The organism is Streptomyces sp. NPDC004658, assembly GCF_040609555.1.
Classification (GTDB): domain Bacteria; phylum Actinomycetota; class Actinomycetes; order Streptomycetales; family Streptomycetaceae; genus Streptomyces.
Genome location: NZ_JBEXKG010000013.1, coordinates 56,412 through 81,437 on the forward strand (window position 1 = coordinate 56,412; position 25,026 = coordinate 81,437).

Annotated in this window: 20 protein-coding genes; 9 read left to right on the forward strand and 11 right to left on the reverse strand. The window is 72.4% G+C overall.

The window, feature by feature from the left end:
• Positions 1-8: 8 nt before the first annotated feature.
• Positions 9-1,397: an amino acid permease gene (locus ABZV94_RS07935; protein WP_356338342.1), complete on the forward strand. Its 1,389-nt coding sequence runs from the start codon at positions 9-11 to the stop codon at positions 1,395-1,397.
• A gap of 121 nt (positions 1,398-1,518) precedes the next feature.
• The gene (locus ABZV94_RS07940; protein WP_356338344.1) at positions 1,519-2,166 is read left to right on the forward strand and encodes a superoxide dismutase; all 648 of its coding nucleotides are present in this window, start codon (positions 1,519-1,521) and stop codon (positions 2,164-2,166) included.
• Between the two features lie 276 nt (positions 2,167-2,442).
• Here the strand turns inward: ABZV94_RS07940 and ABZV94_RS07945 are convergent, their stop codons facing one another.
• Entirely contained in the window at positions 2,443-3,081 is a 639-nt protein-coding gene (locus tag ABZV94_RS07945) for a DsbA family protein (RefSeq protein WP_356338346.1), read from the reverse strand.
• A gap of 138 nt (positions 3,082-3,219) precedes the next feature.
• On the opposite strand from ABZV94_RS07945, the gene pepN (ABZV94_RS07950) reads away from it, so the two are divergent.
• The 3 genes from pepN (ABZV94_RS07950) (at position 3,220) to ABZV94_RS07960 (ending at position 7,985) form a co-directional block, all read left to right on the forward strand.
• On the forward strand, positions 3,220-5,799 hold the full coding sequence (pepN, locus tag ABZV94_RS07950) for an aminopeptidase N (protein WP_356338348.1): 2,580 nt from the start codon (positions 3,220-3,222) through the stop codon (positions 5,797-5,799).
• A gap of 207 nt (positions 5,800-6,006) precedes the next feature.
• Entirely contained in the window at positions 6,007-7,068 is a 1,062-nt protein-coding gene (locus ABZV94_RS07955) for a hypothetical protein (protein ID WP_356338350.1), read from the forward strand.
• A 107-nt stretch (positions 7,069-7,175) separates the two neighbouring features.
• Positions 7,176-7,985, forward strand: a complete 810-nt coding sequence (locus tag ABZV94_RS07960) for an SGNH/GDSL hydrolase family protein (protein ID WP_356338352.1) — start codon at positions 7,176-7,178, stop codon at positions 7,983-7,985.
• 3 nt (positions 7,986-7,988) lie between these two features.
• Here the strand turns inward: ABZV94_RS07960 and ABZV94_RS07965 are convergent, their stop codons facing one another.
• From ABZV94_RS07965 to ABZV94_RS07990, 6 genes are all read right to left on the reverse strand, one after another.
• Positions 7,989-9,173, reverse strand: coding sequence for a glycosyltransferase (locus ABZV94_RS07965; protein ID WP_356338395.1), 1,185 nt, complete (start codon positions 9,171-9,173; stop codon positions 7,989-7,991).
• A gap of 141 nt (positions 9,174-9,314) precedes the next feature.
• Positions 9,315-10,442, reverse strand: coding sequence for a serine hydrolase domain-containing protein (locus ABZV94_RS07970; protein WP_356338354.1), 1,128 nt, complete (start codon positions 10,440-10,442; stop codon positions 9,315-9,317).
• Positions 10,443-10,537: 95 nt separating this feature from the next.
• Positions 10,538-12,289, reverse strand: coding sequence for a TIGR03767 family metallophosphoesterase (locus ABZV94_RS07975; protein WP_356338356.1), 1,752 nt, complete (start codon positions 12,287-12,289; stop codon positions 10,538-10,540).
• Between the two features lie 199 nt (positions 12,290-12,488).
• The gene (locus ABZV94_RS07980; RefSeq protein ID WP_356338358.1) at positions 12,489-12,971 is read right to left on the reverse strand and encodes an NUDIX hydrolase; all 483 of its coding nucleotides are present in this window, start codon (positions 12,969-12,971) and stop codon (positions 12,489-12,491) included.
• A 9-nt stretch (positions 12,972-12,980) separates the two neighbouring features.
• The gene (locus ABZV94_RS07985; RefSeq protein WP_356338360.1) at positions 12,981-13,862 is read right to left on the reverse strand and encodes a pyridoxamine 5'-phosphate oxidase family protein; all 882 of its coding nucleotides are present in this window, start codon (positions 13,860-13,862) and stop codon (positions 12,981-12,983) included.
• A 2-nt stretch (positions 13,863-13,864) separates the two neighbouring features.
• On the reverse strand, positions 13,865-14,311 hold the full coding sequence (locus ABZV94_RS07990; RefSeq protein ID WP_356338362.1) for a VOC family protein: 447 nt from the start codon (positions 14,309-14,311) through the stop codon (positions 13,865-13,867).
• A gap of 124 nt (positions 14,312-14,435) precedes the next feature.
• On the opposite strand from ABZV94_RS07990, the gene ABZV94_RS07995 reads away from it, so the two are divergent.
• On the forward strand, positions 14,436-14,978 hold the full coding sequence (locus ABZV94_RS07995) for a CGNR zinc finger domain-containing protein (protein ID WP_356338364.1): 543 nt from the start codon (positions 14,436-14,438) through the stop codon (positions 14,976-14,978).
• Between the two features lie 154 nt (positions 14,979-15,132).
• Positions 15,133-18,429, forward strand: coding sequence for a S8 family serine peptidase (locus tag ABZV94_RS08000; protein ID WP_356338366.1), 3,297 nt, complete (start codon positions 15,133-15,135; stop codon positions 18,427-18,429).
• Positions 18,430-18,524: 95 nt separating this feature from the next.
• Here ABZV94_RS08000 and ABZV94_RS08005 read toward each other — a convergent pair whose 3' ends face one another.
• Together ABZV94_RS08005 and ABZV94_RS08010 are read right to left on the reverse strand one after the other, a co-directional pair.
• Positions 18,525-19,499: a hypothetical protein gene (locus tag ABZV94_RS08005; protein WP_356338368.1), complete on the reverse strand. Its 975-nt coding sequence runs from the start codon at positions 19,497-19,499 to the stop codon at positions 18,525-18,527.
• 1 nt (position 19,500) lies between these two features.
• Positions 19,501-20,052, reverse strand: a complete 552-nt coding sequence (locus tag ABZV94_RS08010; protein ID WP_356338396.1) for a sigma-70 family RNA polymerase sigma factor — start codon at positions 20,050-20,052, stop codon at positions 19,501-19,503.
• Positions 20,053-20,381: 329 nt separating this feature from the next.
• Here ABZV94_RS08010 and ABZV94_RS08015 point away from each other — a divergent pair, with 329 nt between their 5' ends.
• Positions 20,382-21,401 (forward strand): aspartate-semialdehyde dehydrogenase, encoded by a 1,020-nt coding sequence (locus tag ABZV94_RS08015; protein WP_356338369.1) that lies wholly within the window; start codon positions 20,382-20,384, stop codon positions 21,399-21,401.
• A 67-nt stretch (positions 21,402-21,468) separates the two neighbouring features.
• On the opposite strand, the gene ABZV94_RS08020 is transcribed toward ABZV94_RS08015, so the two are convergent.
• Positions 21,469-21,948 carry a DUF1203 domain-containing protein gene (locus tag ABZV94_RS08020; protein ID WP_356338371.1) on the reverse strand — a complete coding sequence of 160 codons (480 nt, stop codon included), beginning with the start codon at positions 21,946-21,948 and terminating at the stop codon, positions 21,469-21,471.
• Between the two features lie 112 nt (positions 21,949-22,060).
• Here ABZV94_RS08020 and pepN (ABZV94_RS08025) point away from each other — a divergent pair, with 112 nt between their 5' ends.
• Positions 22,061-24,637 (forward strand): aminopeptidase N, encoded by a 2,577-nt coding sequence (pepN, locus tag ABZV94_RS08025; protein WP_356338373.1) that lies wholly within the window; start codon positions 22,061-22,063, stop codon positions 24,635-24,637.
• A 107-nt stretch (positions 24,638-24,744) separates the two neighbouring features.
• Here the strand turns inward: pepN (ABZV94_RS08025) and ABZV94_RS08030 are convergent, their stop codons facing one another.
• Complete coding sequence (locus ABZV94_RS08030) at positions 24,745-25,011, reverse strand: hypothetical protein (RefSeq protein WP_356338375.1); 267 nt, start codon at positions 25,009-25,011, stop codon at positions 24,745-24,747.
• Positions 25,012-25,026 lie beyond the last annotated feature (15 nt).

Sequence of the window (25,026 nt, forward strand, 5' to 3'; positions counted from 1 at the left end):
CCGACCCCATGCCCAGCAGCAGCACGACCCAGGAGACGCCCCCGCAGCAGCGGGCGGACGCCTCCCTCTCCCACGGCCTCAAGCAGCGCCACCTGTCGATGATCGCCCTGGGCGGGGTGATCGGCGCGGGCCTGTTCGTCGGCTCCGGCGCGGGCATCGCCGCCGCCGGCCCGTCCATCGTGATCGCCTACGCCCTCTCCGGCGTCCTGGTGATGCTGGTGATGCGGATGCTCGGCGAGATGTCCGCCGCCTACCCGTCCTCGGGTTCCTTCTCCGCGCACGCCGAACGGGCGATCGGCCCCTGGGCGGGCTTCGCGGCGGGCTGGTCCTTCTGGGTCCTGCTCTGTACGGCGGTGGGCCTGGAGGGCATCGGCGCCGCGAAGATCGTCCAGGGCTGGCTGCCGGGCACCCCGCAGTGGATGTGGGTCGCGCTGTTCATGGTCGTCTTCTGCGGGGCGAACCTGGCCGCCGTGAAGAACTTCGGCGAGTTCGAGTTCTGGTTCGCCGCGCTGAAGGTGGGCGCGATCAGCCTGTTCCTGATCCTGGGCGGGCTGGCCATCGCGGGCGTGCTGCCCGGCACCGACTCCCCCGGCACGTCGAACCTGACCGACTTCCTGCCGCACGGCAGCGAGGGCCTGCTGGTCGGCCTGCTCGCCTCGGTCTTCGCGTACGGCGGCCTGGAGACGGTCACCATCGCGGCCGCCGAGTCGGAGGACCCGGTGCGGGGCGTGGCCTCCGCCGTGCGTACGGCGATGTGGCGGATCGCCCTGTTCTACATCGGCTCCATGGCGGTCGTCGTCACGCTCGTCCCGTGGGACTCCGAGGCGGTCGTGGCGAAGGGCCCGTACGTCGCCACCCTCGACCACCTGGGCATCCCCGGCGCGGGCCAGCTGATGAAGGTGGTCGTCCTGGTCGCCCTGCTGTCCGCGATGAACGCCAACATCTACGGCTCCTCGCGCATCGCCTACTCGCTGGTCGAGCGCGGCCAGGGCCCGAAGGCGCTGGCCAGGCTGTCCGGCGGGGTTCCGCGCGCCGCGGTCCTCACCTCCTGCTTCTTCGGCTTCGTGTGCGTGCTGCTCAGCTACTGGCGCCCGGACGACGTGTTCCCCTGGCTGCTGAACATGATCGGCGCGGTCATCCTGGTCGTCTGGATCTTCATCGCGGTCTCCCAGCTGCTGCTGCGGCGCCGCATCGAACGCGAGGCCCCGGAGAAGCTGGTCGTCCGCATGTGGGGCTTCCCGTGGCTGACCTGGGTGGCCCTGGCCGGGATGGCCACGATCTTCGTCCTGATGGCCCGTGAGCCGGACACCCGCGTCCAGCTGTACTCGACGGGCGGGATGACCGTGGTCCTGGCGGCGGTGGGGTACGCCTGGCAGCGGTCCCGGGCCGGGCGCTGACGGACGCGTCCCCGGCGAGGCCCCCACGTGCGACACGTGGGGGCCTTTCTGTTGCCTCGCAGCTGTTGTTGCTAACGTGCAGTTGCAAGACACTTGCAATAAGGTCCGGAGGGGATCACCCATGCCCGTCTACACGCTGCCCGAGCTGCCCTACGACTACGCGGCGCTCGCGCCCGTGATCAGTCCCGAGATCATCGAACTGCATCACGACAAGCACCACGCGGCCTATGTGAAGGGCGCGAACGACACGCTGGAGCAGCTCGCCGAGGCGCGGGACAAGGAGGCGTGGGGCTCGATCAACGGCCTGCAGAAGAACCTCGGCTTCCACCTGTCCGGGCACATCCTGCACTCGATCTACTGGCAGAACATGACGGGCCCGAAGGACGGCGGCGGGGAGCCGCTGGCCGCCGACGGCGTGGGCGAGCTGGCCGAGGCGATCAAGGAGTCCTTCGGCTCCTTCGCGGCCTTCAGGACCCAGCTGTCCAAGGCCGCCGCGACCACCCAGGGCTCCGGCTGGGGCGTCCTCGCCCACGAGCCGCTGAGCGGGCGGCTGGTCGTGGAGCAGGTCTACGACCACCAGGGCAACGTCGGCCAGGGCTCCACCCCGATCCTGGTCTTCGACGCCTGGGAGCACGCCTTCTACCTCCAGTACCGCAACCAGAAGGTCGACTTCATCGAGGCCATGTGGCAGGTCGTCAACTGGCAGGACGTCGCGAAGCGGTACGCGGCGGCGAAGTCCCGCGCGAACGTGCTGCTCCTGGCCCCCTGAGAACGTCCTGCCTCTCGTGATCGTCTTCTCACCCTTCACGACGGCGGGCGGATGGGAGAAGACCCCCGTGAGGACGTGACTCACGGGGGCCTTCCCCTGCGCGCAGGGCAGGTTGAGCGAGAGGAGCGCGGTGCTGTCCCCGCCGACGCGGATCCCGGGTGCTGTGGGCGACGACCAGGACACCTCCACCGGGATGGGCGGCGGCGATCCGGCGCGGCGCGGCCGTTCCGCGCGCCGCCGCGCGGGGGTCCTCGGCGCCGGGCCCGGCGCCGCCGTTTACAGGTTGCTGAAGTCCGGGCCCTTGGTGCGGGTCCGCTTGATCTCGTAGAAGCCCGGGACCGACGCCACGGCGATCGTGCCGTCCCACAGGCGGGCCGCCTCCTCGCCCTGGGGGGCGGGGGTGACGACGGGGCCGAAGAAGGCGATCTGCTCGCCGTCGGGGCCGGGTACGGCGATGACCGGGGTGCCGACGTCCTGGCCGACCTTCTCGATGCCCTCCTGGTGGGAGGCGCGCAGCTCGGACTCGTACGGGGTGGAGTCCCAGTGGTCCATGAGGGACTCGGGCAGCCCGACGTCCTTCAGAGCGGCGGCCACGGCCGACTTCTCCGGCCCCTCACCCTGGTTGTGGATGCGGGTGCCGAGCGCGGTGTACAGGTCGCCGAGCACCTCCGGGCCGTGCTCCTGCTGGGCCGCGATGACGACGCGGACCGGACCCCACGCCTTGGTCGCGAGCATCTCGCGGTACTCCTCGGGCAGCTCGTCGAGCCTGTTCTCGTTGAGCACGGCGAGGCTCATCACATGCCAGCGGACCTCGATGTCCCGGACCTTCTCCACCTCCAGCACCCAGCGGGAGGTCATCCAGGCCCAGGGGCACAGCGGGTCGAACCAGAAGTCGACGGGGGTCTTGTCCGACATGTCTCTCCTCGGGGGGAACACTTTTCCCGGGGAAACGCCGCTGCCCGCTGTGCCATTCCCCGTCCTCCCTGTCAGGGGCACATGGGAGGATCGGTGCTGTTCAGCCGCCAACCACGCGATCACGAGGGAGTGCCGTCCGTGCCCGGTGAGAATCTGTCCCGCGACGAGGCCCGGGAGCGGGCCGCACTGCTGTCCGTCGACGGCTACGAGGTGTCCCTGGACCTGCGGTCCGCCGTCGGCGACGCGGGCGGCGAGCCGCGCACGTTCCGCTCGGTGACCACCATCCGCTTCCGCTGCAACGAGCCGGGCGCGTCCAGCTTCGCCGATCTGGTCGCCCCGCGCGTGACGTCCGTGTCGCTCAACGGGCGGGACCTGGACCCGGGCGAGGTGTTCGACGGCTCGCGGATCGAGCTGGAGGACCTGGCCGCGGAGAACGAGCTGGTGGTGGACGCGCAGTGCGCCTACTCCCGCACCGGCGAGGGCCTGCACCGCTTCGTCGACCCGGAGGACGGCGAGGTCTACCTGTACACGCAGTACGAGCCGGCCGACGCCCGCCGCGTCTTCGCGAACTTCGAGCAGCCGGACCTGAAGGCGCCGTACCGCTTCGAGGTGCGGGCACCGGAGGGCTGGACCGTGTGGAGCAACGGCGCCGGTGAACTCGCCGACGGGGTCTGGCGGTTCGCGGAGACGAAGCCGATCTCGACGTACATCACGTGCGTGGTGGCGGGCCCGTACCACTACGTGACGGACTCCTACACCCGGACCTTCGAGGACGGCACGAAGCTGGAGATCCCGCTCGGCGCGATGTGCCGCAAGGGTCTCGCGCCGCACTTCGACGCGGACGACGTGTTCCTGATGACCAAGCAGGGCCTGGACTTCTTCCACGACCACTTCGACTACCCGTACCCGTTCGGGAAGTACGACCAGGCGTTCGTGCCGGAATACAACCTGGGCGCGATGGAGAACCCGGGCCTGGTGACCTTCCGCGAGGAGTACATCTTCCGCGGGAAGGTGACGCAGGCGTCGTACGAGGCGCGGGCCAACGTCATCCTGCACGAGATGGCGCACATGTGGTTCGGCGACCTGGTCACCATGGAGTGGTGGGACGACCTGTGGCTGAAGGAGTCCTTCGCGGACTTCATGGGCACGTTCGCCAACGTGGGCGCGACCCGCTTCAAGGACGCGTGGATCACCTTCGCCAACCGCCGCAAGGCCTGGGCGTACCGCGCGGACCAGCTGCCGTCCACGCACCCGATCACGGCGGACATCCGCGACCTGGAGGACGCCAAGCTGAACTTCGACGGCATCACCTACGCCAAGGGCGCCTCGGTGCTCAAGCAGCTGGTGGCGTACGTCGGCCGGGACGCCTTCCTGGAGGGCGCCCGGCGCTACTTCAAGCGGCACGCCTACGGCAACACGCGCCTCGGCGACCTGCTGTCGGTGCTGGCCGAGACCAGCGGCCGGGACATGACGGCGTGGGCGGCGTCCTGGCTCCAGACGGCCGGGGTGAACTCGCTGACCCCGCAGGTGCTGCTGGACACCGAGGGCGGCCGGATCGCCGAGCTGGCGATCCTCCAGGAGGCCCCGGAGTCGCACCCGGAGCTGCGCCCGCACCGGATCGCGGTGGGCCTGTACCGGCGTACGCCCGAGGGCGCGGTGGAGCGGTACGCGCGCGTGGAGACCGACGTGCACGAGCCGCGCACGGTCGTGGCGGAGCTGGCGGGTTCCGAGGCGCCGGAGCTGGTGCTGGTCAACGACGACGACCTGACCTACTGCAAGGTCCGGTTCGACGAGACCTCGCTGGCGACGCTCCGGACGGACCTGGGCGCGCTCACCGATCCGCTGGCCCGCGCGCTGTGCTGGTCGGCGCTGTGGAACATGACCCGGGACGCGCTGCTGCCGGCGCGGGACTTCATCGCTCTCGTGCTGCGCTTCGCGGGCCGCGAGTCGGACATCGGGGTGCTCCAGATGCTGCACGCCTGGGCGAACTCCGCGCTGACGCACTACGCGGCGCCGGACTGGCGGGAGACCGGCGGGGAGCTGCTGGCCGAGGGGGCGCTGCGGGAGCTGCGGGAGGCGGAGCCGGGCAGCGAGCACCAGCTCGCGTGGGCGCGGTTCTTCGCCTCCGTGGCGTCCGCCGAGCCGGACCTGAAGCTGCTGACGGACCTGCTGGACGGCACGGTCGAGATCGAGGGGCTGGAGGTGGACCAGGAGCTGCGCTGGGCGTTCCTGGAGCCGCTGGCCGCGCACGGGGCGGCGGACGAGTCGGTGCTGGCGGCGGAGCTGGCCCGGGACGACACGGCCTCCGGCAAGCGGCACCAGGTGCGCTGCCTGGCGGCGCGGCCGTCGGCGCCGGTCAAGGCACAGGCGTGGGCGCAGGTGGTGGAGTCCGACGCGCTGTCGAACGCGCTGGTGGAGGCGACGATCTCGGGCTTCCAGCAGCCGTCGCAGCGGGAGCTGACCGCGCCGTACGCGCAGCTGTACTTCGCGGCGATCGAGCGGGTGTGGCGGGAGCGGTCGATCCAGATCGGCATGGACGTGGTGCGGGGTCTGTTCCCGGCGTACCAGGACCGGCCGGAGACGCTGGACGCGACGGACGCGTGGCTGGAGGCGCACCGGGACGCCGCGCCGGCGCTGCGCCGGCTGGTGCTGGAGGCGCGGGACGACCTGGCGCGGGCACTGCGCGCGCAGGAGTGCGACGCCGCGGCCGACCGGTGAGCTTTGGCCTGAGCTTGCCCGGCCGGTGACCGTTACGAAATTCGGGCAAACATAGCCGTAACCCCTGGTTCGCACCCGATCGGACCAGGGGTTTTGCTTCCCTACTCGGCATCCGAACACCTGACCTTTAGTCCCGGCTTGTCCGCATTCATCGACAGGCGTGTAACAGCGGTTACGGTCCGGACCGGGCGCGGGAATCCCGAGGCCATGACCCACAACACCCCGCTCTCCCCCCGCCCCCTGCGCCACCTCTCCGACGTCCACCGCCGCGTCCTGACGGCCGCCCAGCTGCGCGCCCACGGCGTGACGACGGCCGAGCTGGCCGAGCAGTGCCGCCCCGGCGGCCCCTGGCGGGAACTGCTCCCGCACGTGATCCTGCTGCACCCCGGCCCGCCCACCGGGGAGGAGCGGCTGCACGGGGCCCTGCTGTACGCGGCCCGCGCGACGGAGCCGGGCGTCCCGGTCCAGCCGACGGCCGAGAGCCCGCACCGGCCGGTGTACCAGGACGCGGTGCTCACCGGACTGGCGGCGCTGACCCTGCACGGCTTCTCGTCCACCCCGCCGCTGACCGCCCTCGACCACGTGGACGTCCTGGTGCCGCGCCAGCGCCGGCTGCGCTCCACCGGCTACGTCCGCGTCCTGCGCACCCCCGCCCTGCCCGTCCCGCGGACGGTGACCGGCCTGCCGGTGGCGCCGGTGCCCCGGGCACTGGCGGACGCGGTGGCGGAGCTGACCGACGCGCAGGCGGTGCGGCGGCTGCTGACCGAGGCGGTGCGCGGCGGCCACTGCGAACCGGCCGCGGTCGTCCGGGAACTGACCCTGGCCAGGCTGCTGAACCGCCCGCACGTCGTGGACGCCGTGGACGCGCTGCTCGCCGAGGGCCGCTCGATCGCCGAGGACCGCCTGTACCGGATGGTCCGCGAGTACGGTCTGCCCGACCCGGTCTGGAACGTCGACCTTCGCCTGCCCGGCGGCCCGCACCTGGGCGGCCTGGACGCCTACTGGCCCGACCAGGCCGTCGCCGTCGAACTGGACACCCGCGCGCCCCGGCAGGGCCACCGGCAGGGCCAGGGCCAGGACGACGACGCGCTGTGGTCCGAGTACGCCCGCAAGCGCGAGCACCTGGAGCGCCTCGGCATCACGGTCGTGTACATCACGCCCAGGAAGCTGCGGGACTCCATGGAGCAGCAGGCCGCGGTGGTGCGGACCGCGCTGATGGCGTCCGGGGACCGTGACCCGGCCGCGTACGTGGTGGTGCTGCCCCGGTAGCGACGGCCGGCCGCTTGTCCTGTTCTGCTGCGCCGGCCGGGTGACGCCTCACCGGAACGGACCAGCAGGGCGGGCGGCACGGGGGCGGGCCGCTGTACAGGAGAGTCATGAGACACCCCCGAATAGCGGCAGGAGCGTGCTCCCTCCTCCTCGCGGCCGCCTGCGCGTTCGCCGACCCGGCCACGGCACAGGTGGCCCCCCGCGCCATGACCGGCGGCTACGTGGCCCTCGGCGACTCCTACTCCTCCGGCGCCGGGGCCGGCGACTACCTGGCCTCCGGCACCGAGTGCAAGCGCAGCAGCCGGGCCTTCCCCGTGCTGTGGGCCGAGGCCCACGCACCGGCGTCCTTCACCTTCGCCGCGTGCAACGGCGCCGGCGCCGAGGACGTCCTGACCGACCAGCTCGGACACCTCGGCCCGCGCACCGCACTGGTCACGCTCACCGTCGGCGGCAGCGACTCGGGCTTCGTCTCCGTCATCGCGAACTGTGCGCTGGGCGGCGCCAAGGGGTGCCTGTCCGCCGTCTCCCGGGCCCGCACCACGATCGACGGATCCCTCTCGAAGAACCTCGACCGGCTCTACGCGGCCATCCGTGAGCGGGCCCCCGCCGCCCGTGTCGTGGTGCTCGGCTACCCGCACCTCTACCACCTCCAGGGCTCCTGCGCGCTGGGCCTCCCGGACGGCGAGCGCGCCACGCTGAACGACGCGGTCGACCACCTCAACGCCGTGATCGCCCGGCGCGCCACCGCCCACGGGTTCACCTTCGCCGACGTCACCGCCGCGTTCGCCGGCCACGAGATCTGCTCGGCCCGGCCCTGGCTGCGCGGTGTCGACGTGCTGGCGATCACCGAGTCGTACCACCCGACGGCACCGGGGCAGTCCCTCGGCTACCTCCCGGTGCTCACCCGGGTGACGTGACCGCTACAGCGGCTCGGGCAGCCGCGAGGCCTCCGTGTGCACGCCGTCGAGCAGGGCCGCGTACGCCGCGATCATGCGCGTACGGCTGAAGCGTTCGCGGCTCGCCGCGAGCGCCGGGGCCAGACCGGCCCTGCCGGCGACCGCCGCGGACCAGGCCAGGGCGATGGCCTCGGGGTCCTGCGGGGTGACGAACCCGTGGCCCCGGACGATCTCCGCGCTGTCGCCCACGTCCGTCGTCACCGGGACCGCGCCGCACATCATGCCCTCGATCAGGCACAGCGGCGCCGCCTCCCCGGAGGCGGAGGTGAGGGCGACGACGTCGGCGGCCGCGTACACGGTCTCCATGTCACGGCGTACGCCGAGCCGGTGCACCCGCTCCGCGAGGTGCCGGTCCGCGCCGAACGCGATCTCCAGGTCGGCCCACAGCGCCGGGTTGGTGTCGTCCATGCCCGCGCCGCACATCAGGACGTGCCCCTCCGGCTCGCGGGCGAGCCAGGCGCGGGCGGCGCGCAGGAACAGCGGGACGTTCTTCATCGCGGCGTAGCGGGCCGCGAAGACGGTCACCGGTGCCGCGGCCGGGATGCCCAGGCAGGCGCGGAACGCCACACGGGCGGCCGGGTCCGGGCGGAAGCGGATCAGGTCCACCCCGTTGGGGATGACGTGCAGCAGCTCGCGCGGGATGCCGGCGGCCGCGTAGGCGTCCCGCGTGGACTCGGCGCAGCAGACGCAGGCCGCCACCGTGCCGTCGGCGACGGCGGCCTTCAGCTCGGCCAGGGCGGGGCCCTGGTTCTCCGGGTCGGAGCGGTGCAGGCAGACCACGACCGGGCGGCGGGGCAGCCCGGCCTGGTTGAGCAGCGCGAGCGGCTGCTCCTTCAGCGACAGGATCACGTCCGCCGCGGCCATGGACCGAGCGGTTTCGGCCAGCTCGGGGCCGCTGAAAACGTTCGCCGCGACCGTGCCGTCCACCAGCCCCGCGGTACGGCCGAGGGAGGTGACGCCGACCCCGCCGGCGGTCAGCGCCCGGTAGCAGGCGTCGTCCTCCATGCGCTGCCGGGTGGCCTCGCGGTGGACCTCTCCATGGATGCTGAGCACCCGGTGGGACTGGCCGCCCTCGGCCAGTCCCAGAACGACGTCGGAATGCACGATCCGGGCCCCTCCGGAGAAGAAGCCCTCGTAGACCGACAGCACACGCAGTCCGTGCCTCGCGCGCACACGACCACCCGCCTTGCACAAAAATCGAGCCATCCCCGTGAACAGCGGGTTAGCCGATATGAGGCGGTACGGACATTGCGCGCGAGTGAACGCGGCACTACGTGCGTGAAACGTTGGCTAACAGAATTCCTTCTCCAGCACGTCCACCGTGTCCCCGGCCCAGTCCCCGTTGAGGTTGACCGCCACGGAGTGCCGGCCGTCCGCCGTCGTCGCCGCCTCGGACACCGAGCCGTGGATGCCGCCGTCGTGGCCCCAGACGTGGACGCCGCAGGTCAGCCGGGTGTCCATGAGGCCGAGGCCGTAGCGGACACGGGGGGCGTCGGCCTCCGTGGCCACCGTGGCCCTCATCTCCCTCAGCTGCCGTGCCGGGAGCAGCTCGCCGCCGAGCAGGGCGCCGTAGAAGCGGGACAGGTCGGCGGCGTCGGAGATCATCTCTCCGGCGGAGGACGCCATGGACGGGTTGAGGGCCGTGACGTCGTACACCGGGCCGCCGGGGACCCTGAACGTCGAGTACGCCCTGCTGCTCGGCCGGGGCAGGCCGGCCCGCGTGCCGGGCACCGAGGTCGCCCGCAGGTGGAGCGGGGCGATGATCCGGCGGTCGATCTCGGTGGCGTACGACCGGCCCGTCACCTTCTCGATCACCATCCCGGCGAGGACGTAGTTGGTGTTGGAGTACCGCCAGGAGGTGCCCGGCGCGAAGTCCGGCGCGTGCCGCATCGAGAAGTCCACCAGGTCCCGGGGGGTGAGGGTGTCGTAGCGGTGCCGGAAGAAGCCGTCCGCGGTGAAGTAGGCGGCGCGGAAGCCGGGGTCGGCGAGGTAGTCGTGGATGCCGCTGGTGTGGTTCAGCAGCTGCCGGACGGTGATCCGGCGGCCGTCGTGGCCATGACCGCGGACCACGCCCGGCAGCCACCGGTCCACCGGGTCGTCGAGCGAGAGCCGGCCCTCCGCCTCCAGCTGGAGCAGCACGGTGGCGACGAAGGTCTTGGTGATGCTGGCGATCCGGAAGCGGTCGGCGGGCGAGCGCGGCCGGCCCGTGCGGGTGTCGCCCACGCCGGCGGTGGCGGACCAGACGCCGTGGCCGTCCCGCGCGGTGACGGTCGCGCCGGGGGCACCGGCCCGGACCGCCGCCTCGACGGCCTCGCGGGTGCGCTCGTGGGGGGCGGGACCGGCCGCGACGGCCGGTCCCGCGAGGGCCGCCGAGAGGAGCAGGGCGGTGCCGCCCACCAGAGCTGTGCGTGCGCGCATGTCTTCCCCAACCTGTGGTGTGCCGGTGCGGTCGGGGGAAGGGACCCGGGAGGGTTCTGCGAAGGTTGCCTGGATGTAGGCCGGTTGAGTGACTTTCAGCCCTTCTTCAGCACCAGCTCCGTGTTCCGGTCGGCCGCGCCACCCCCGAAGGTCTTGCTGGCGCCGGGGGCGTTGAAGGACAGCTCGCGGTAGAGGGCGGCGAGGCCGGTCTGCGAGAGGTCCGCGAAGTCGGTGCGGTGCGGGGCCGCGGACTCGATGAGGGTGGTGAAGACGGAGAGCGTGCCGTCCTTGTTGTCGACCAGCTCGATGACGCGGGCGAGCTGGGGGTGGTCGATGTGCGAGGCGGTGGAGATCTCCCAGAAGGAGCGCCCGCCGGCGGCCTGGTGCGGGGTGATCAGGTTCTTGTGGATGTGCCCGTTCACCCAGGCCAGCACATTGGCGTGGGCGGACAGGACCGAGACCACCTCGGCGCCGGTGTGGCGCCGCTCGCCCGGGCGGGACGGGTCGGGGCGGGTGTTGGTCATGGTCTTGCTGGTGTGGTGGCTGAAGACGACGGCGTAGGAGTCCTTGTTGTCCTTCAGGGTCCTGTCCAGCCACTTCAGCTGGGCGGTGCCGATCGAGCCCTCGAAGTGCCCGCCGGCGTCGTTGGTGTCGAGGCTGATCCCGATGACGTCGTCGGAGACGCGGAAGGAGTAGTACTGCGTTCCGGCGTCGAGGTTCGCGGCGGAGTAGCCGTGCCCGACCGGGCCGACGCCCTGGTGGGCGGGGTCGAGGTGGGCCTTGAGGTAGTCGGCGGGCGTGTAGGGCGCCCGCTTCTCGTCGGGGGTGACGGAGCGCATGGCGCGCGCGTGCGCCTTGAGGAAGTCCCGGTAGCCGACGCCCTGGGGGTCGCGGGCGTTCTTGTTGGTGTCCCGGAACTTCTTCGCCTCGGCGGCGGAGACGGTCATCAGCTTCCTGCCGCCGATGGCGGCCTCGGCCAGGTAGGGGTCGCCGTGGGAGCCGTAGACGCCGAGCTGGAGCATGTCGTGGTTGCCGACGGTGGAGTACCAGGGCAGCTTGAGGCCGGGGCTGCGCACCTCGCGGATCGCGGCGGCCAGGAAGCCCTTCAGGTGCGGGAAGCCGAGCGCCTTGTCGTCGTCGCGGAGGGCGGCGTCGGGCTGCCAGTACAGCTTCAGGCCGCTGTTCTGCACGCCTTCGTAGTGCGCCGGGTCACCGGAGTTCGGGGTGATGCGGCCACCGCTCATCACCTTCATGTACCACTCCAGCTCGCACAGCGCGTTGTTGTCGGTGTTGTCGCCGGTGGTCATGACGAAGCGCAGCGGAGCGCCGGTGACGGGCCCGCCGCGCAGCGCGTTGACCCGTTCGACGAAGGCGATGGAACCCTGCACGGTCAGCGCCTCCTGCGGGCGCCAGGCGTGCGGGTCGGCGGCGCGCACGAACTCGGCGCGCAGCGGATGCTGCACGTCCGTCAGGTGCATGTCAGTGAATTGCACGAACGCGGCGAGTGTCGTGCGACGGCCCGCGCGGCCGGCCCTGGGCGTGGCCAGCTCGGAGCGCACGACCCGCTTCCAGCCGGGACCGTCGCCGAGGCGGCGGTAGCCGGAGCTGTTCCGGGGGGCGGCGACGGAGGCGAGTGTCGTGCCCTTGGTGTAGGGGGCGAGCGGGGCGGCGGCGGAGGGCCGTCCGCTGTGGGCGACGGGTTCCCCGGTGGCGGTGGCGGCCTCGCTCTCGGTCGGGCGCAGGGCGTAGCCGACGCCCGCGGAGAGCGAGACCGCCCCGGCGGCGGCGAGGACGGTGCGGCGGTTGACCCCCGCGGCGGAGGTGGCGACAGAGCGTATGCGCGACATGCGCGGTCTCCCCGAGTGCGAACGCGTCGGCAGTGGTCGCGGGCCGTCACGGACGCGAACGTCCCGCTCACTGTGGATCGTTGGCAGCGGGGGTGACCCGCGCGTGAACGCGGCGGCAACGCGCAGCACCGATCACCGTACGTGGATCACGGGGTACCGGGCGCGGTCATGGAGTGGATCGCGGGTGGACCGGGGGCGGTCACTCCTCGTTCACCTGCCGGGGTAGGGGGAGGTCCGCCAGGTGCCCGTGCGGCGGCTGTTCGCGCCACAGCCGCAGCGCGGTGTCGACCAGCCGCACCCGGGTCAGCCCCGGTACGGCGTCGAGGTCGTGCCAGGCGGCGAAGTCGGTGGAACCGCCCACCTCGTAGCGGAGTTCACCGCCGACGACCTCCCCCGTGTAGAGGACGCGCACCCCGTGGTGGTCGGTGCGGCGGCGCGGGCGCCCGCCGAGGAGGACGTGGCGGGAGGAGTCGATGCCGAGGAGACCGGTCACCTCGATGCGGTAGCCGGTCTCCTCGCCGACCTCGCGGCGGACGGTGTCGTACGGATCCTCGCCGTGCTCCATGCCACCGCCGGGCAGCACCCACTCGGGCGTGCCGTCCGGCGCCGGCGAGCGGGCGAGCAGGAGCTGTCCGTCGCGGACGCACACGGCGTAGGCCGCCACCCTCAGTTTCCGGCGCATGCACGGACGTTAGCGCGCGGTGTCCGGGTTGGCGGGCGAATACTCCGGCGCGGACCAGCGCAGGGGCACGGCGGCCGGGGTCCACAGCGCCTCGGCGAGGGTGAAGCGGACGGTACGGGTGCCGTCCCCGGCGGACTCGGTACGGGCCTCGCCGGTGAGCTGGAGGGTGGTGCCCGTGTCCCAGTCCAGGAAGAGCAGGCCGGCGCGCGGGTCGGTGCGCAGGTTGCCGAGGCTGAGGAACATGGCGTTGCCCGGGTAGTCCGGCCAGGCCAGCTCGCGCGGGGACACGACCCGGACGAAGCCCGGGTTGCCGCCGCGGTGGCTGGCGTCGGCGCCGGCTCCGTGCACGGTGGCCAGGAAGAAGGTGTCGGCGGCCCGGACGAAGTCCGTCTCCCCGGCGCCGAGTTCGGTGAGGTGGCGCGGGGTGCCGGGGGTGCGGTCGACCGCTTCGTACGACTCCCTTCGCTGGATGTGTCTGGGGCAGTTGGCGAAGACCTGGTCCGCCTCCACCGTGAATCCGGTCGCCGTCGGGTGCAGTCGGCCGTTGAGGCGCATACGGCGGCGGGTCCGGGGGTCCAGGGCGATGGTCCCGACGCGTCGCGGCCCGTCCCGGCCCAGCCGCCGGGCGAAAGCCCGAGCGGTGTCCCCGTCGACGGACACCCGTCTCGGGCCCGTCGCCCGTACGAAACCCGGCGCCCCCGTCAGGGGCGTGGCCCACACCCGTCCCGTCCCCGGGTCCGCCGCGCCCACGACCAGCAGCGGCTGGTCCTCGAGGAAGGCCGCCGCGACCGGCTTGATGTCCTGGCCGAGGGAGCGGCCGACGTGCTCGGCCCGGTCGCGGACGCCGGCCTCGTCCTGGATGGCCCGCGAGCCCGCGTGATACACGCCCATGACTAGAAGAAACCGCAGGTCGGGGCGGTGGCGTGCGGGGCGGGGGCCTGTTCGGCGCCGTGCGGGACGGAGATCTCCAGGCGGGTGCCGTCCGGGTCGTGGAAGAAGATCCCGCCGGAGGCCGCGCCTTCCCGGTGGGCGACCACGCCGTCGTGGGCGAAGTCGGCTCCGGCGGCCCTGAGCGCCGTCTCGTACTCCCTGACCCGGTCCACCGTGTCGGCGGTGAAGGCCAGGTGGTGCAGTCCGGCCCGGGCCCGGTCGTACGACCCCCGCGCCTGCTGCCAGAGGGTGAGGAGGGGCTGGTCGCCGCCGTGGCCGAGGAAGGCGTAGCGCCGGTCCTCCTCCTTGCCCTCGGCGAGCACGGTGAAGCCGAGGACGTCCCGGTAGAAGGCGAGCGAGCGGTCGAGGTCGGTGACGTTCAGGCCGGTGTGGCCGGTGCTCAAGGTCATGGCTCTTCCCTTCGACGTGCCCTCACCGGGCATCTCTAACCGTCGTTCTTTACGTTAGGAGGTTAGGATCGGCCGAGTCAACCGGTCACGTAGGATTGACCGGTTAGCCGAGGAGGACTGCCCGATGCCCAGCGCCCGCGATCCCCGCCCGCTCACCGGCGAGCCGCTCGCGCTCGACCTGCTCAACACCCGGTGGAACAGCGACGGCACCCCCCGGGACCTGCTCGCGGACACCGAGGGACTGGCGGTCTGGCTCGCGAGCAACGGGCTGGCCGGAACCCACCCGGCCGACACGGCGGTACTGGACCGTCTGCGCACGGCGCGGGAGGCGATCAAGGAGGCCGTGGACGGGTCGCCGGAGCGGGCCGCGCCGCTGGTGGACGCCGTACTGGAGCACGGCCGCATCCGGGCCCGGCTCACCGCGGACGGCCCGGCCGAGGAGCCCGAGTTCGCCGACCCCGCCTGGGGCCCGGCCTGGCTCGCCGCCCGGAACTACCTGGACCTGCTCACCCGGGCCCCGGAGCGGATCCGCAGCTGCGCCGGCGGCGGCTGCGTCCTGCACTTCTTCGACACGTCCCGGAACGGCACCCGCCGCTGGTGCTCGATGGCCGCGTGCGGCAACCGGGCCAAGGCCTCCCGGCATTACGCCCGTTCGAAGGGGAACTAGGCGAATTCCGGCGCACACCGGCCGGATTCGCTCATATCCCATCGCGGGTTTTCCCCATACCTTCATTTCGATTCGGTCAACGGTCCCCAAAATCCGAACCCTTCGGTCAGGCTGAGCGCTCCCGTCCGCTCGTTCCTTGACCTGAGGGATGCCGATGACCCACACGCCCGAGCGTGATCCGATATCCGGTCCGAGACGCCTGGCCCGCATAGCCGTGGCCGTGGGCGTCGTGGCCGCCCTCTCCGCGGCCGGGCCGGTGCCCCTGGCCCTCGCCGCGGACCCGGCCCCCGCCCCGGCCGCCGACCCCGCCGTCAAGTCCGCCCACGACAAGCTCGGTTCGGACGACGCCGCCCTGCTCGCCGAGGCCAAGGCCGACGGCGACAAGAACGTCACGATGATGATCGCGACCTCGCCCGGCAGGACCGAGCAGGTCGCCGCGGAGCTGGACGCGGTCCAGGGCGGTCTGGTGGGCCGTACCGACGACAAGCTCGGCTACGTCCGCGCCACCGTCCCGACGGGCCGGGCCGACGCGGCGATCGCCGCCGCCGTGAAGCTCTCCTCCGTCCAGGCGATCGACCTCAAGCAGGAGATCCCGCTGGACGACCCGGCGCCCAGCGGCGCCAGGTCCTCCTCCGGTGCCGCCACCTACCCGGCGCCGGGCAGCAAGACCCCCGCCGAGAACCCGTACAACCCGTCCTTCGAGACCGGTGCCGTCGACTTCGTCGAGGACCACCCCAAGGCGGACGGCCGCGGCATCACCATCGGCATCCTGGACTCCGGCGTCGACCTCGGCCACCCGGCCCTGCAGAAGACCACCACCGGCGAGCGGAAGATCGTCGACTGGGTGACGGCGACGGACCCGGTGGTCGACGGCGACGGCACCTGGCGGCGGATGACCACCGGTGTCTCCGGCCCGTCGTTCTCCATCACCACCGCCTCGCAGGGCACCGAGAAGTTCACGGCGCCCGGGGGCTCGTACAAGTTCAACTACATGTACGAGTCCGCCACCGCGGGCGGCGACGAGAAGGGCGACCTCAACCGGGACGGCGACACCACCGACGCCTGGGGCGTGCTCTACGACCCGGCCGCCGGCACGGTCCGCGTCGACACCAACGACAACCTGGACTTCACCGACGACCCGGCGATGAAGCCGTACAAGGACGGCTACCAGGTCGGGTACTTCGGCACCGACGACCCCGCGACGGACGTCGTGGAGCGCGTCCCGTTCGTGGTGGAGACCCGCAAGGACGTCGTCTACAACTCCTCCGGCGCGAAGGCCGACTACGTCAACATCGGCGTCATCGAGTCCGAGCACGGCACCCACGTCGCCGGCATCACCGCCGCCCACGGCCTGTTCGGCGGCAGGATGAACGGCGCGGCCCCCGGCGCCAAGCTGGTCTCCTCGCGAGCCTGCACCTGGACCGGCGGCTGCACCAACGTCGCCCTCACCGAGGGCATGATCGACCTCGTCACCAAGCGCGGGGTCGACATCGTCAACATGTCGATCGGTGGCCTGCCCGCGCTGAACGACGGCAACAACGCGCGCGCCGAGCTGTACACCCGGCTCATCGACACCTACGGCGTCCAGCTGGTGATCTCCGCCGGCAACTCCGGACCCGGCGCCAACACCATCGGCGACCCCAGCCTCGCCGACAAGGTGATCTCCGTCGGCGCGACCATCTCCAAGGAGACCTGGGCCGCCAACTACGGCTCGGTCGTGGAGAAGAAGTACGCGATGATGCCCTTCTCCTCGCGCGGCCCGCGTGAGGACGGCGGCTTCACCCCGACCCTGAGCGCGCCCGGCGCCGCGATCAACACCACCCAGACCTGGCTGCCGGGCTCCCCGGTCGCCGAGGCGGGCTACGCGCTGCCGGCCGGCTACTCGATGCTCCAGGGCACCTCGATGGCCTCCCCGCAGGCCACCGGCGCCTCCGCGCTGCTGCTGAGCGCCGCGAAGCAGAAGGGCATCGACCTCACGCCCGCCGAGCTGCGCACCGCGCTGACCTCGACCGCCCACCACATCAAGGGCGTGCAGGCGTACGAGGAGGGCGCGGGCCTCATCGACATCGTGGACGCCTGGGAGGCCGTCAAGGACGGCGCCACCGCGCACGACTACACCGTGAAGGCCCCGGTCGACACCGCGATCGACTACGCCCTGAAGACCCCGGGCTTCGGCACGGGCCTGTACGACCGCGAGGGCGGCCTGAAGGCGGGCGAGAAGAAGACGTACGACGTCACGATCACCCGCACCTCCGGCCCGGACAAGGCGGTCCGGCACGAGCTGCGCCTCGCGAACAACGCCGACGGCACCTTCCGGATCGCCGGCGACGACGACGTCCGGCTGCCGCTGAACCAGCCGGTCACCGTCAAGGTCCAGGCGGCGCCGAGGTCCGAGGGCATCAAGAGCGCGATCCTGGAGGTCGACGACCCGCGGACCGAGGGCGTCGACAAGCAGATCCTGGCCACCGTCGTGGTCGCCGCCCCGGTGAAGTACACCTACTCCGCGTCCGGTTCGGTGCAGCGCAACAGCACGCGCTCCTACTTCCTGACCGTGCCCGAGGGCGCGAGGTCGCTGGAGGTCGCGATCGGCGGGCTGAAGGACAAGAGCCAGACCCGGTTCATCGCCGTCCACCCGTACGGCGTCCCGTCCGACAACACCTCCACCCCGTACTGCTACAACAACTACCTGGACGGCAACGGCTGCAAGCCCGACGTGCGCTCGTACGCCGACCCGCAGCCCGGCGTCTGGGAGGTCGAGGTCGAGTCCCGGCGGACGTCCCCGCTGCTCGACAACCCGTACCGGCTCGACGTCACCGTCCTCGGCGCCGCCTTCGACCCGGAGACCGTGACCGTCCCCGAGGCCAAGGTGGGCACCCCGGCCACCGCCTCCTGGAAGGTGACCAACAAGTACGCCGCGCTGGACGGCAAGCTGACCGGCGGCCCGCTCGGCTCCGCCAAGACGGCCCGCCCGGCCATCAAGCAGGGCGAGACGCAGACCACCACGGTGACCGTCCCGGCCGGTGCCACCTCGCTCGACGTCGCCATCGGAGGCGTCTCCGACACGGCCGCCGACCTGGACCTGACGGTGTACGACGCGTCCGGCAAGGAGGTCGGCAAGTCCGCCGACGGTGACTCGGAGGAGGCGGTGTCCGTGCCGTCGCCGGCCGCCGGCACCTACACCATCGAGGTCGTCGGCTACTCCGTGCCCTCCGGCTCGACCGACTACGACTACCGGGACGTGTTCTTCTCCCCCACGCTCGGTTCCGTCACGGTCGACGGCTCGGCCCCGGTCAAGCTCGGCACGGGCGCCTCGGCGACGGTGACCGGCCAGGTCACGGCCGCCGCGGAGGCTCCGGCCGGCCGCGAGTTCTTCGGGCGGGTCCAGCTGGTGAACGCGCGCGGCACGGTCGCGGGCAGCGGCAGCGTGAAGATCGAGAAGGTCACGCCGTAACGGGGTGACGCGCACGAAGAGGGGCGGGTGTCCTGACGGACGCCCGCCCCTCTTCGTGTCACCCGCTGCTTGCCGTCACCAGGCCGGGTCCGTGCTCAGGACTCGTCGCCGGAGGGGCAGGCCAGGCCCCGGGATCCGGGCAGGGCGTCGGTGATCCAGGCGCGCTCGGCCGCCACGCGGCTGTCCCCCACGGCCCACAGGCTCGCCCGCTCGCCCCGGCCGACCCCGACGAGCACGTGCTGCCCCGGGCGCGGGGCCGGCCGGGTGTCCGCGGCGAGCAGGAAACCGACGTCGGCCGGAGCGTGCGCGGGCTTGTAGGAGCGGGTCACGGTGACGGTGACCCGGCTCCCGCGCGAGCCCCGCTGCGGCTCCACCCGCACCACGGTGCCCTCCACGACGGTGCGGGCGCAGGCCAGTTCGCGTTCCGGCTCCGCCGGCCGCACGCCGGTGCCCGCGTCCTCGCTCTTGCCCGCGGCGTCGCTCTTGGCCGACGCGCCGCCGTTGTCGTCCGCGCCGCCCGCGGCGTTCACGAGCAGCCAGCCGAAGCCCAGCACCAGGGAGAGGGCCGCCGTACCGGCGAGCGAACCGAGCGCGATCCGCAGGGCGCGGCGGGGCCCGGAGGGGCGGCCCGGCCGGGGGCGGGTCTGCCGCTCCGGTCCGGCGGGACGGGTCCGGCCGACGGGACGGCGGGTGGGGGGCACGGCCGGCACCCCCGCCTCCGGCACCCCCGCCGGTCCGGTCACCGCGTCCGTCTCCTCCCCGGCCGTCTCCTCCCCGGTCAGCGCCTCCGCCAGCCTGGCCAGCTGGTCCCGCAGCACCCTCACGTCCGCCTCGGCCGCCCGGTGCGCGGCGAGGAAGGCGGGGTCCCGCCGGGCCTCCTCCGGCAGGGGGGCGCCGGTGATCGCGGCCATGAGGGCGTCCATGCCGCCGTACTCCCCGTGGTCCTCCTGCTGCTCGTGCTGCTCGCCGGCCCCGAAATCCCCGTAATCCCCGTAATCCCCGGGGTCCCCGTGTTCCCCGTGTCCTCCGGCGCGTTCGGCGCCCCACGCGTCCTCGTGTCCGGCGGTCATGTCACGCCACCTCGTCCTCGTGCAGCCGGTCGCGCAGTGCGCGGACCGCCGTGTGCAGCCTGCTCTTGACCGTTCCCTCCGGGATGCCCAGCTCCTCGGCGATGTCCCGCACCGGAAGGTCCGCGAAGAAGCGCAGCACGACCACCTGCCGCTGGGCGGCCGGCAGCTCGTCCAGCCCCCGGGCGACGGCGAGGGACAGCAGGCTGGTCTCCTCGCCGGAGGCGTGCTCGGGCGCGCGCAGCGCGGCCAGCCGCTCCCCCAGCCGCTCCTGGCGCCGCTTGGCCCGGTGCCAGTCCATGGCCAGGTTGGAGGCGACCACCGCCGCCCACGCCGACACGTCCCGCGGCGCCTCACGACCGCTCGCGGCCCGCTCCAGCAGCCGCAGCCGGACCTGCTGCACCCCGTCCGGCAGGTCCGACTGCGGCACGCCGCCGAGCGCCAGCACCGCCCGCACCCGGCGTTCCTGGGCCGCGTCCAGCGGATCGTCGCCGGTACCGTCCGCACCGGCGGCGTACGCCGCCCCTCGGTCGCGGCGCGTCCTTCCGCGCAGCACAAGCCACCCCCTCACGCGTTTGCCCCTACGACGTGGCGGCGGGCCGAAACGTTCGGCCGGCGCCGGACGTCTTCAGAGGCGTACGTCACACCCTCGTATGGCCCCGACCCGGACGGGCAGGGACGGGACAGCACAGCTTCCGGCGCGGGCCCCCCGAGGAGGGAATTCCTTCAGCCCGGCCGGGTGCCCGGCGCAGGTGCGGAACCGTCCGCCGGGCGCGCGTGTCCCACTCTTCGGGCACGCGCGGCAAAGAATTGGACAGGTGGACCGGGGTCGGCCGCATGATGGAAACGCCCCGGTCAGGCAAGAGACACATTGAGGGAGTCGCTGTGAGGGTCGGAATCGTCGGAGCCACCGGTCAGGTGGGCACGGTCATGCGCAGGATCCTCACGGAGCGGAACTTCCCGGTCACGAAGCTGCGCCTGTTCGCCTCGGCCCGTTCCGCCGGGACCGTGCTGGACGGCGTGACGGTGGAGGACGCGGCGACCGCCGACTACACCGGCCTGGACATCGTGCTCTTCTCCGCGGGCGGCACGACCTCCAAGGCACTGGCCGAAAAGGTCGCCTCCCAGGGCGCCGTCGTGATCGACAACTCCTCCGCCTGGCGCAAGGACCCCGAGGTCCCGCTGGTGGTCTCCGAGGTCAACCCGCACGCGATCGCCGACCGCCCCAAGGGCATCATCGCCAACCCGAACTGCACCACGATGGCCGCGATGCCGGTGCTCAAGCCGCTGCACGAGGAGGCCGGCCTGGAGGCGCTGGTCGTCGCCACCTACCAGGCGGTGTCCGGCTCGGGTCTCGCGGGCGTGGCCGAGCTGCACGGCCAGGTGCAGAAGGTGGCCGCCGAGGCGGACAAGCTCACCCACGACGGCGCGGCGGTCGACTTCCCCGAGCCGCAGGTCTACAAGCGCACCATCGCCTTCAACGTGCTGCCCTTCGCCGGCAACCTCGTCGACGACGGTCTCAACGAGACCGACGAGGAGCAGAAGCTGCGCAACGAGTCCCGCAAGATCCTGGAGATCCCCGGTCTGAAGGTCTCCGGCACCTGCGTGCGCGTCCCGGTGTTCTCCGGCCACTCGCTCCAGGTCAACGCCCGCTTCGCCCGGCCGATCTCCCCGGAGCGCGCCACCGAGCTGCTCTCCGGCGCCCCCGGCGTGGCGCTCTCCGACATCCCGACGCCGCTCCAGGCGGCCGGCCAGGACCCCTCGTACGTCGGCCGCATCCGCCGCGACGAGACGGTGGACAACGGCCTCGCCCTGTTCATCTCCAACGACAACCTCCGCAAGGGCGCCGCGCTGAACGCGGTCCAGATCGCGGAACTGGTGGCGGCGGAGCTGTCGGCGAGGTAACCCGCACCCGCGACGAGGGGCGGCCGCTTACGGCCGCCCCTTTCCGCATGCGCCGCGCCCGCGGGGCCTACCCCCGTCGCACCTCGTACAGGAAGCACCCGTACTCCACCGCCCGCACGTGCACCATCGCCACGTCCGGGTCGGCGAAGGCCTCCGTGAGGGCGGGGTCGAAGGCGTCCGCGTGCTCCACCAGCCGGCCGCCGAGGATGCGGCCGTCGGCCGAGTAGCGGCGCAGGACGCGGTGGGAGTTGGTGAAGGGCAGGGCGTCGCCGGCCGGGCCCGCGCACTCCTCGGCGTGGACGAAGACCGGTCCCTGCTCGTCGTAGGCCCCCGGGTCGGCGCCGGTCCCGGCCGCCCAGCGGCGCAGCGGCGCGTAGGAGACCAGGGCGATCCGCTCGCCGGGCACGCTGTGGCGCAGGCAGCAGCGCAGCGGGGCGCCGCCCTCCTCGTCGGTCACCGGAACCGGGGGTCGGCCGGCGTCGTCGGCGGTGCGCAGCTCCTTCAGGACGGCCGGGCCGATGGGGCGTGCCGTGTGTGTCGTCGTCATGCGTCCAGCGTCCGGTTCCGGCGACGCGCTGACCGGCGGGATACGGACATCGCGTTCCCCCTCGCTCCCATGGAAGGATGGCGCAACCGACACATAACGAGGAGATGACCGCGTGCCTGGCACAAACCTGACTCGCGAAGAGGCGCAGCAGCGGGCCGAGCTGCTCACCGTTGACTCGTACGAGATCGATCTCGACCTCTCCGGCGCGCAGGAGGGCGGCACCTACCGGTCCGTGACCACGGTGCGCTTCGACGTGGCCCGCGGTGGTGCCGAGTCCTTCATCGACCTGGTGGCCCCGGCCGTCCACGAGGTGGTCCTCAACGGCGACCAGCTGGACGCCGCCGAGGTCTTCAAGGACTCGCGGATCGCGCTGCCCGGGCTGCTGGAGGGGCCCAACGTCCTGCGGGTCGTCGCGGACTGCGCCTACACCAACACCGGCGAGGGCCTGCACAGGTTCGTCGACCCGGTCGACGACCAGGCCTACCTGTACACCCAGTTCGAGGTCCCGGACGCCCGCCGCGTCTTCGCCTCCTTCGAGCAGCCGGACCTGAAGGCCACCTTCCAGTTCACCGTGAGGGCGCCCGAGGGCTGGACGGTCATCTCCAACTCGCCGACCCCGGAGCCGAAGGACAACGTCTGGGTCTTCGAGCCGACCCCGCGGATCTCGACGTACATCACCGCGCTGATCGTCGGCCCGTACCACTCCGTGCACAGCGTGTACGAGAAGGACGGGCAGTCCGTGCCGCTCGGCATCTACTGCCGGCCCTCGCTCGCCGAGTTCCTGGACTCCGACGCGATCTTCGAGGTCACCCGGCAGGGCTTCGACTGGTTCCAGGAGAAGTTCGACTACGCCTACCCGTTCAAGAAGTACGACCAGCTCTTCGTGCCCGAGTTCAACGCGGGCGCGATGGAGAACGCGGGCGCGGTGACCATCCGCGACCAGTACGTCTTCCGGTCCAAGGTGACCGACGCGGCGTACGAGGTCCGCGCGGAGACCATCCTGCACGAGCTGGCCCACATGTGGTTCGGCGACCTGGTCACCATGGAGTGGTGGAACGACCTGTGGCTGAACGAGTCGTTCGCCACCTACACCTCCATCGCCTGCCAGGCCGCGGCCCCCGGCTCGCGCTGGCCGCACTCGTGGACCACGTTCGCGAACTCGATGAAGACCTGGGCGTACCGGCAGGACCAGCTGCCGTCGACGCACCCGATCATGGCGGACATCCGCGACCTGGACGACGTCCTCGTCAACTTCGACGGCATCACGTACGCCAAGGGCGCCTCCGTCCTGAAGCAGCTCGTCGCCTACGTCGGCGAGGACGAGTTCTTCAAGGGCGTGCAGGCGTACTTCAAGGCGCACGCGTTCGGCAACACGCGCCTGTCCGACCTGCTGGGCGCCCTGGAGGAGACCTCCGGCCGCGACCTGAAGACCTGGTCGAAGAAGTGGCTGGAGACCGCCGGCATCAACATCCTCCGCCCGGAGGTGGAGACCGACGCCGAGGGCCTGATCACCTCCTTCGCCGTCCGCCAGGAGGCCCCCGCGCTCCCGGCCGGCGCCAAGGGCGAGCCGACCCTGCGCCCGCACCGCATCGCGATCGGCCTGTACGACCTGTCCGACGCCGGCAAGCTGGTGCGCACCGAGCGGATCGAGCTGGACGTGGACGGTGAGCTGACGGCCGTACCGCAGCTCACGGGCAAGCGCCGCCCGACGGTGATCCTGCTCAACGACGACGACCTGTCGTACGCCAAGGTCCGCCTGGACGAGGAGTCCCTGAAGGCCGTCACCGAGCACCTCGGCGACTTCGAGGCGTCCCTGCCGCGGGCCCTGTGCTGGGCGTCGGCCTGGGACATGACGCGGGACGCCGAGCTGGCCACCCGCGACTACCTCTCCCTGGTGCTGTCCGGCATCGGCAAGGAGTCCGACATCGGTGTCGTGCAGTCCCTGCACCGCCAGGTCAAGCTGGCCATCGACCTGTACGCCGCCCCGGCCGCCCGCGAGGCCCTGCTGACCCGCTGGACCGACGCCACGCTGGCCCACCTGCGCGCGGCCGAGCCGGGCAGCGACCACCAGCTCGCCTGGGCGCGCGCCTTCGCGGCGACCGCGCGCACCCCCGAGCAGCTGGACCTGCTGGAGGCGCTCCTCGACGGCACGCAGACCGTCGAGGGCCTGGCCGTGGACACGGAGCTGCGCTGGGCGTTCGTCCAGCGGCTCGCGGCCGTCGGCCGGTACGACGAGGCGGAGATCGCGGGCGAGTACGAGCGGGACAAGACGGCGGCCGGCGAGCGGCACGCGGCCACCGCCCGCGCGGCCCGCCCGACGCCGGAGGCGAAGGCGGAGGCCTGGTCCTCGGTCATCGACTCCGACAAGCTGCCGAACGCCGTGCAGGAGGCCGTGATCGGCGGCTTCGTGCAGACCGACCAGCGGGAACTGCTCGCGCCCTACACGGACAAGTACTTCGAGGTCCTCAAGGGCATCTGGGACTCCCGTTCGCACGAGATCGCCCAGCAGATCGCGATCGGCCTCTACCCGTCCATCCAGGTCTCCGAGGAGACCCTGGCCAAGACGGACGCCTGGCTGGCCTCGGCCGAGCCGACCGCGGCCCTGCGCCGCCTCGTCTCGGAGTCCCGCGCGGGCGTCGAACGGGCCCTGAAGGCCCAGGCGGCGGACGCGGCGGGCTCCGCCGAGTAGCCGGCGGCATACCGATGCCGGGCGGGCCTGGCCCGTCCGGCATCGGGGTGGGTTCGGGGGTGCGGGACCGTGACTCGGGTTCAGCGGTCCGGGACCGTGATCGGCTGTCAGCCGACGACGACCACCACGACGCCGCCGCCGAAGCCGGGGACGAACCCCGGGCCGTAGAAGCCGTTGCGGAAGCCGTTGTTGTAGAAGCCGTTGCCGTAGCAGTTGTTGAACCCGAAGCCGCGGTCGAAGCAGCCGCGGTTGGTCGTGACCTGGTGCGGGGTCGCCGCCGAGGCCGTACCCGCCGTACCGATCGCGGCACCACCCGCCAGGAGGACGCCGGCGGCGGACACCGCGAAGAGACGCCTCGCGCTACGTACTGTCATGGGCCTACCTTCCTT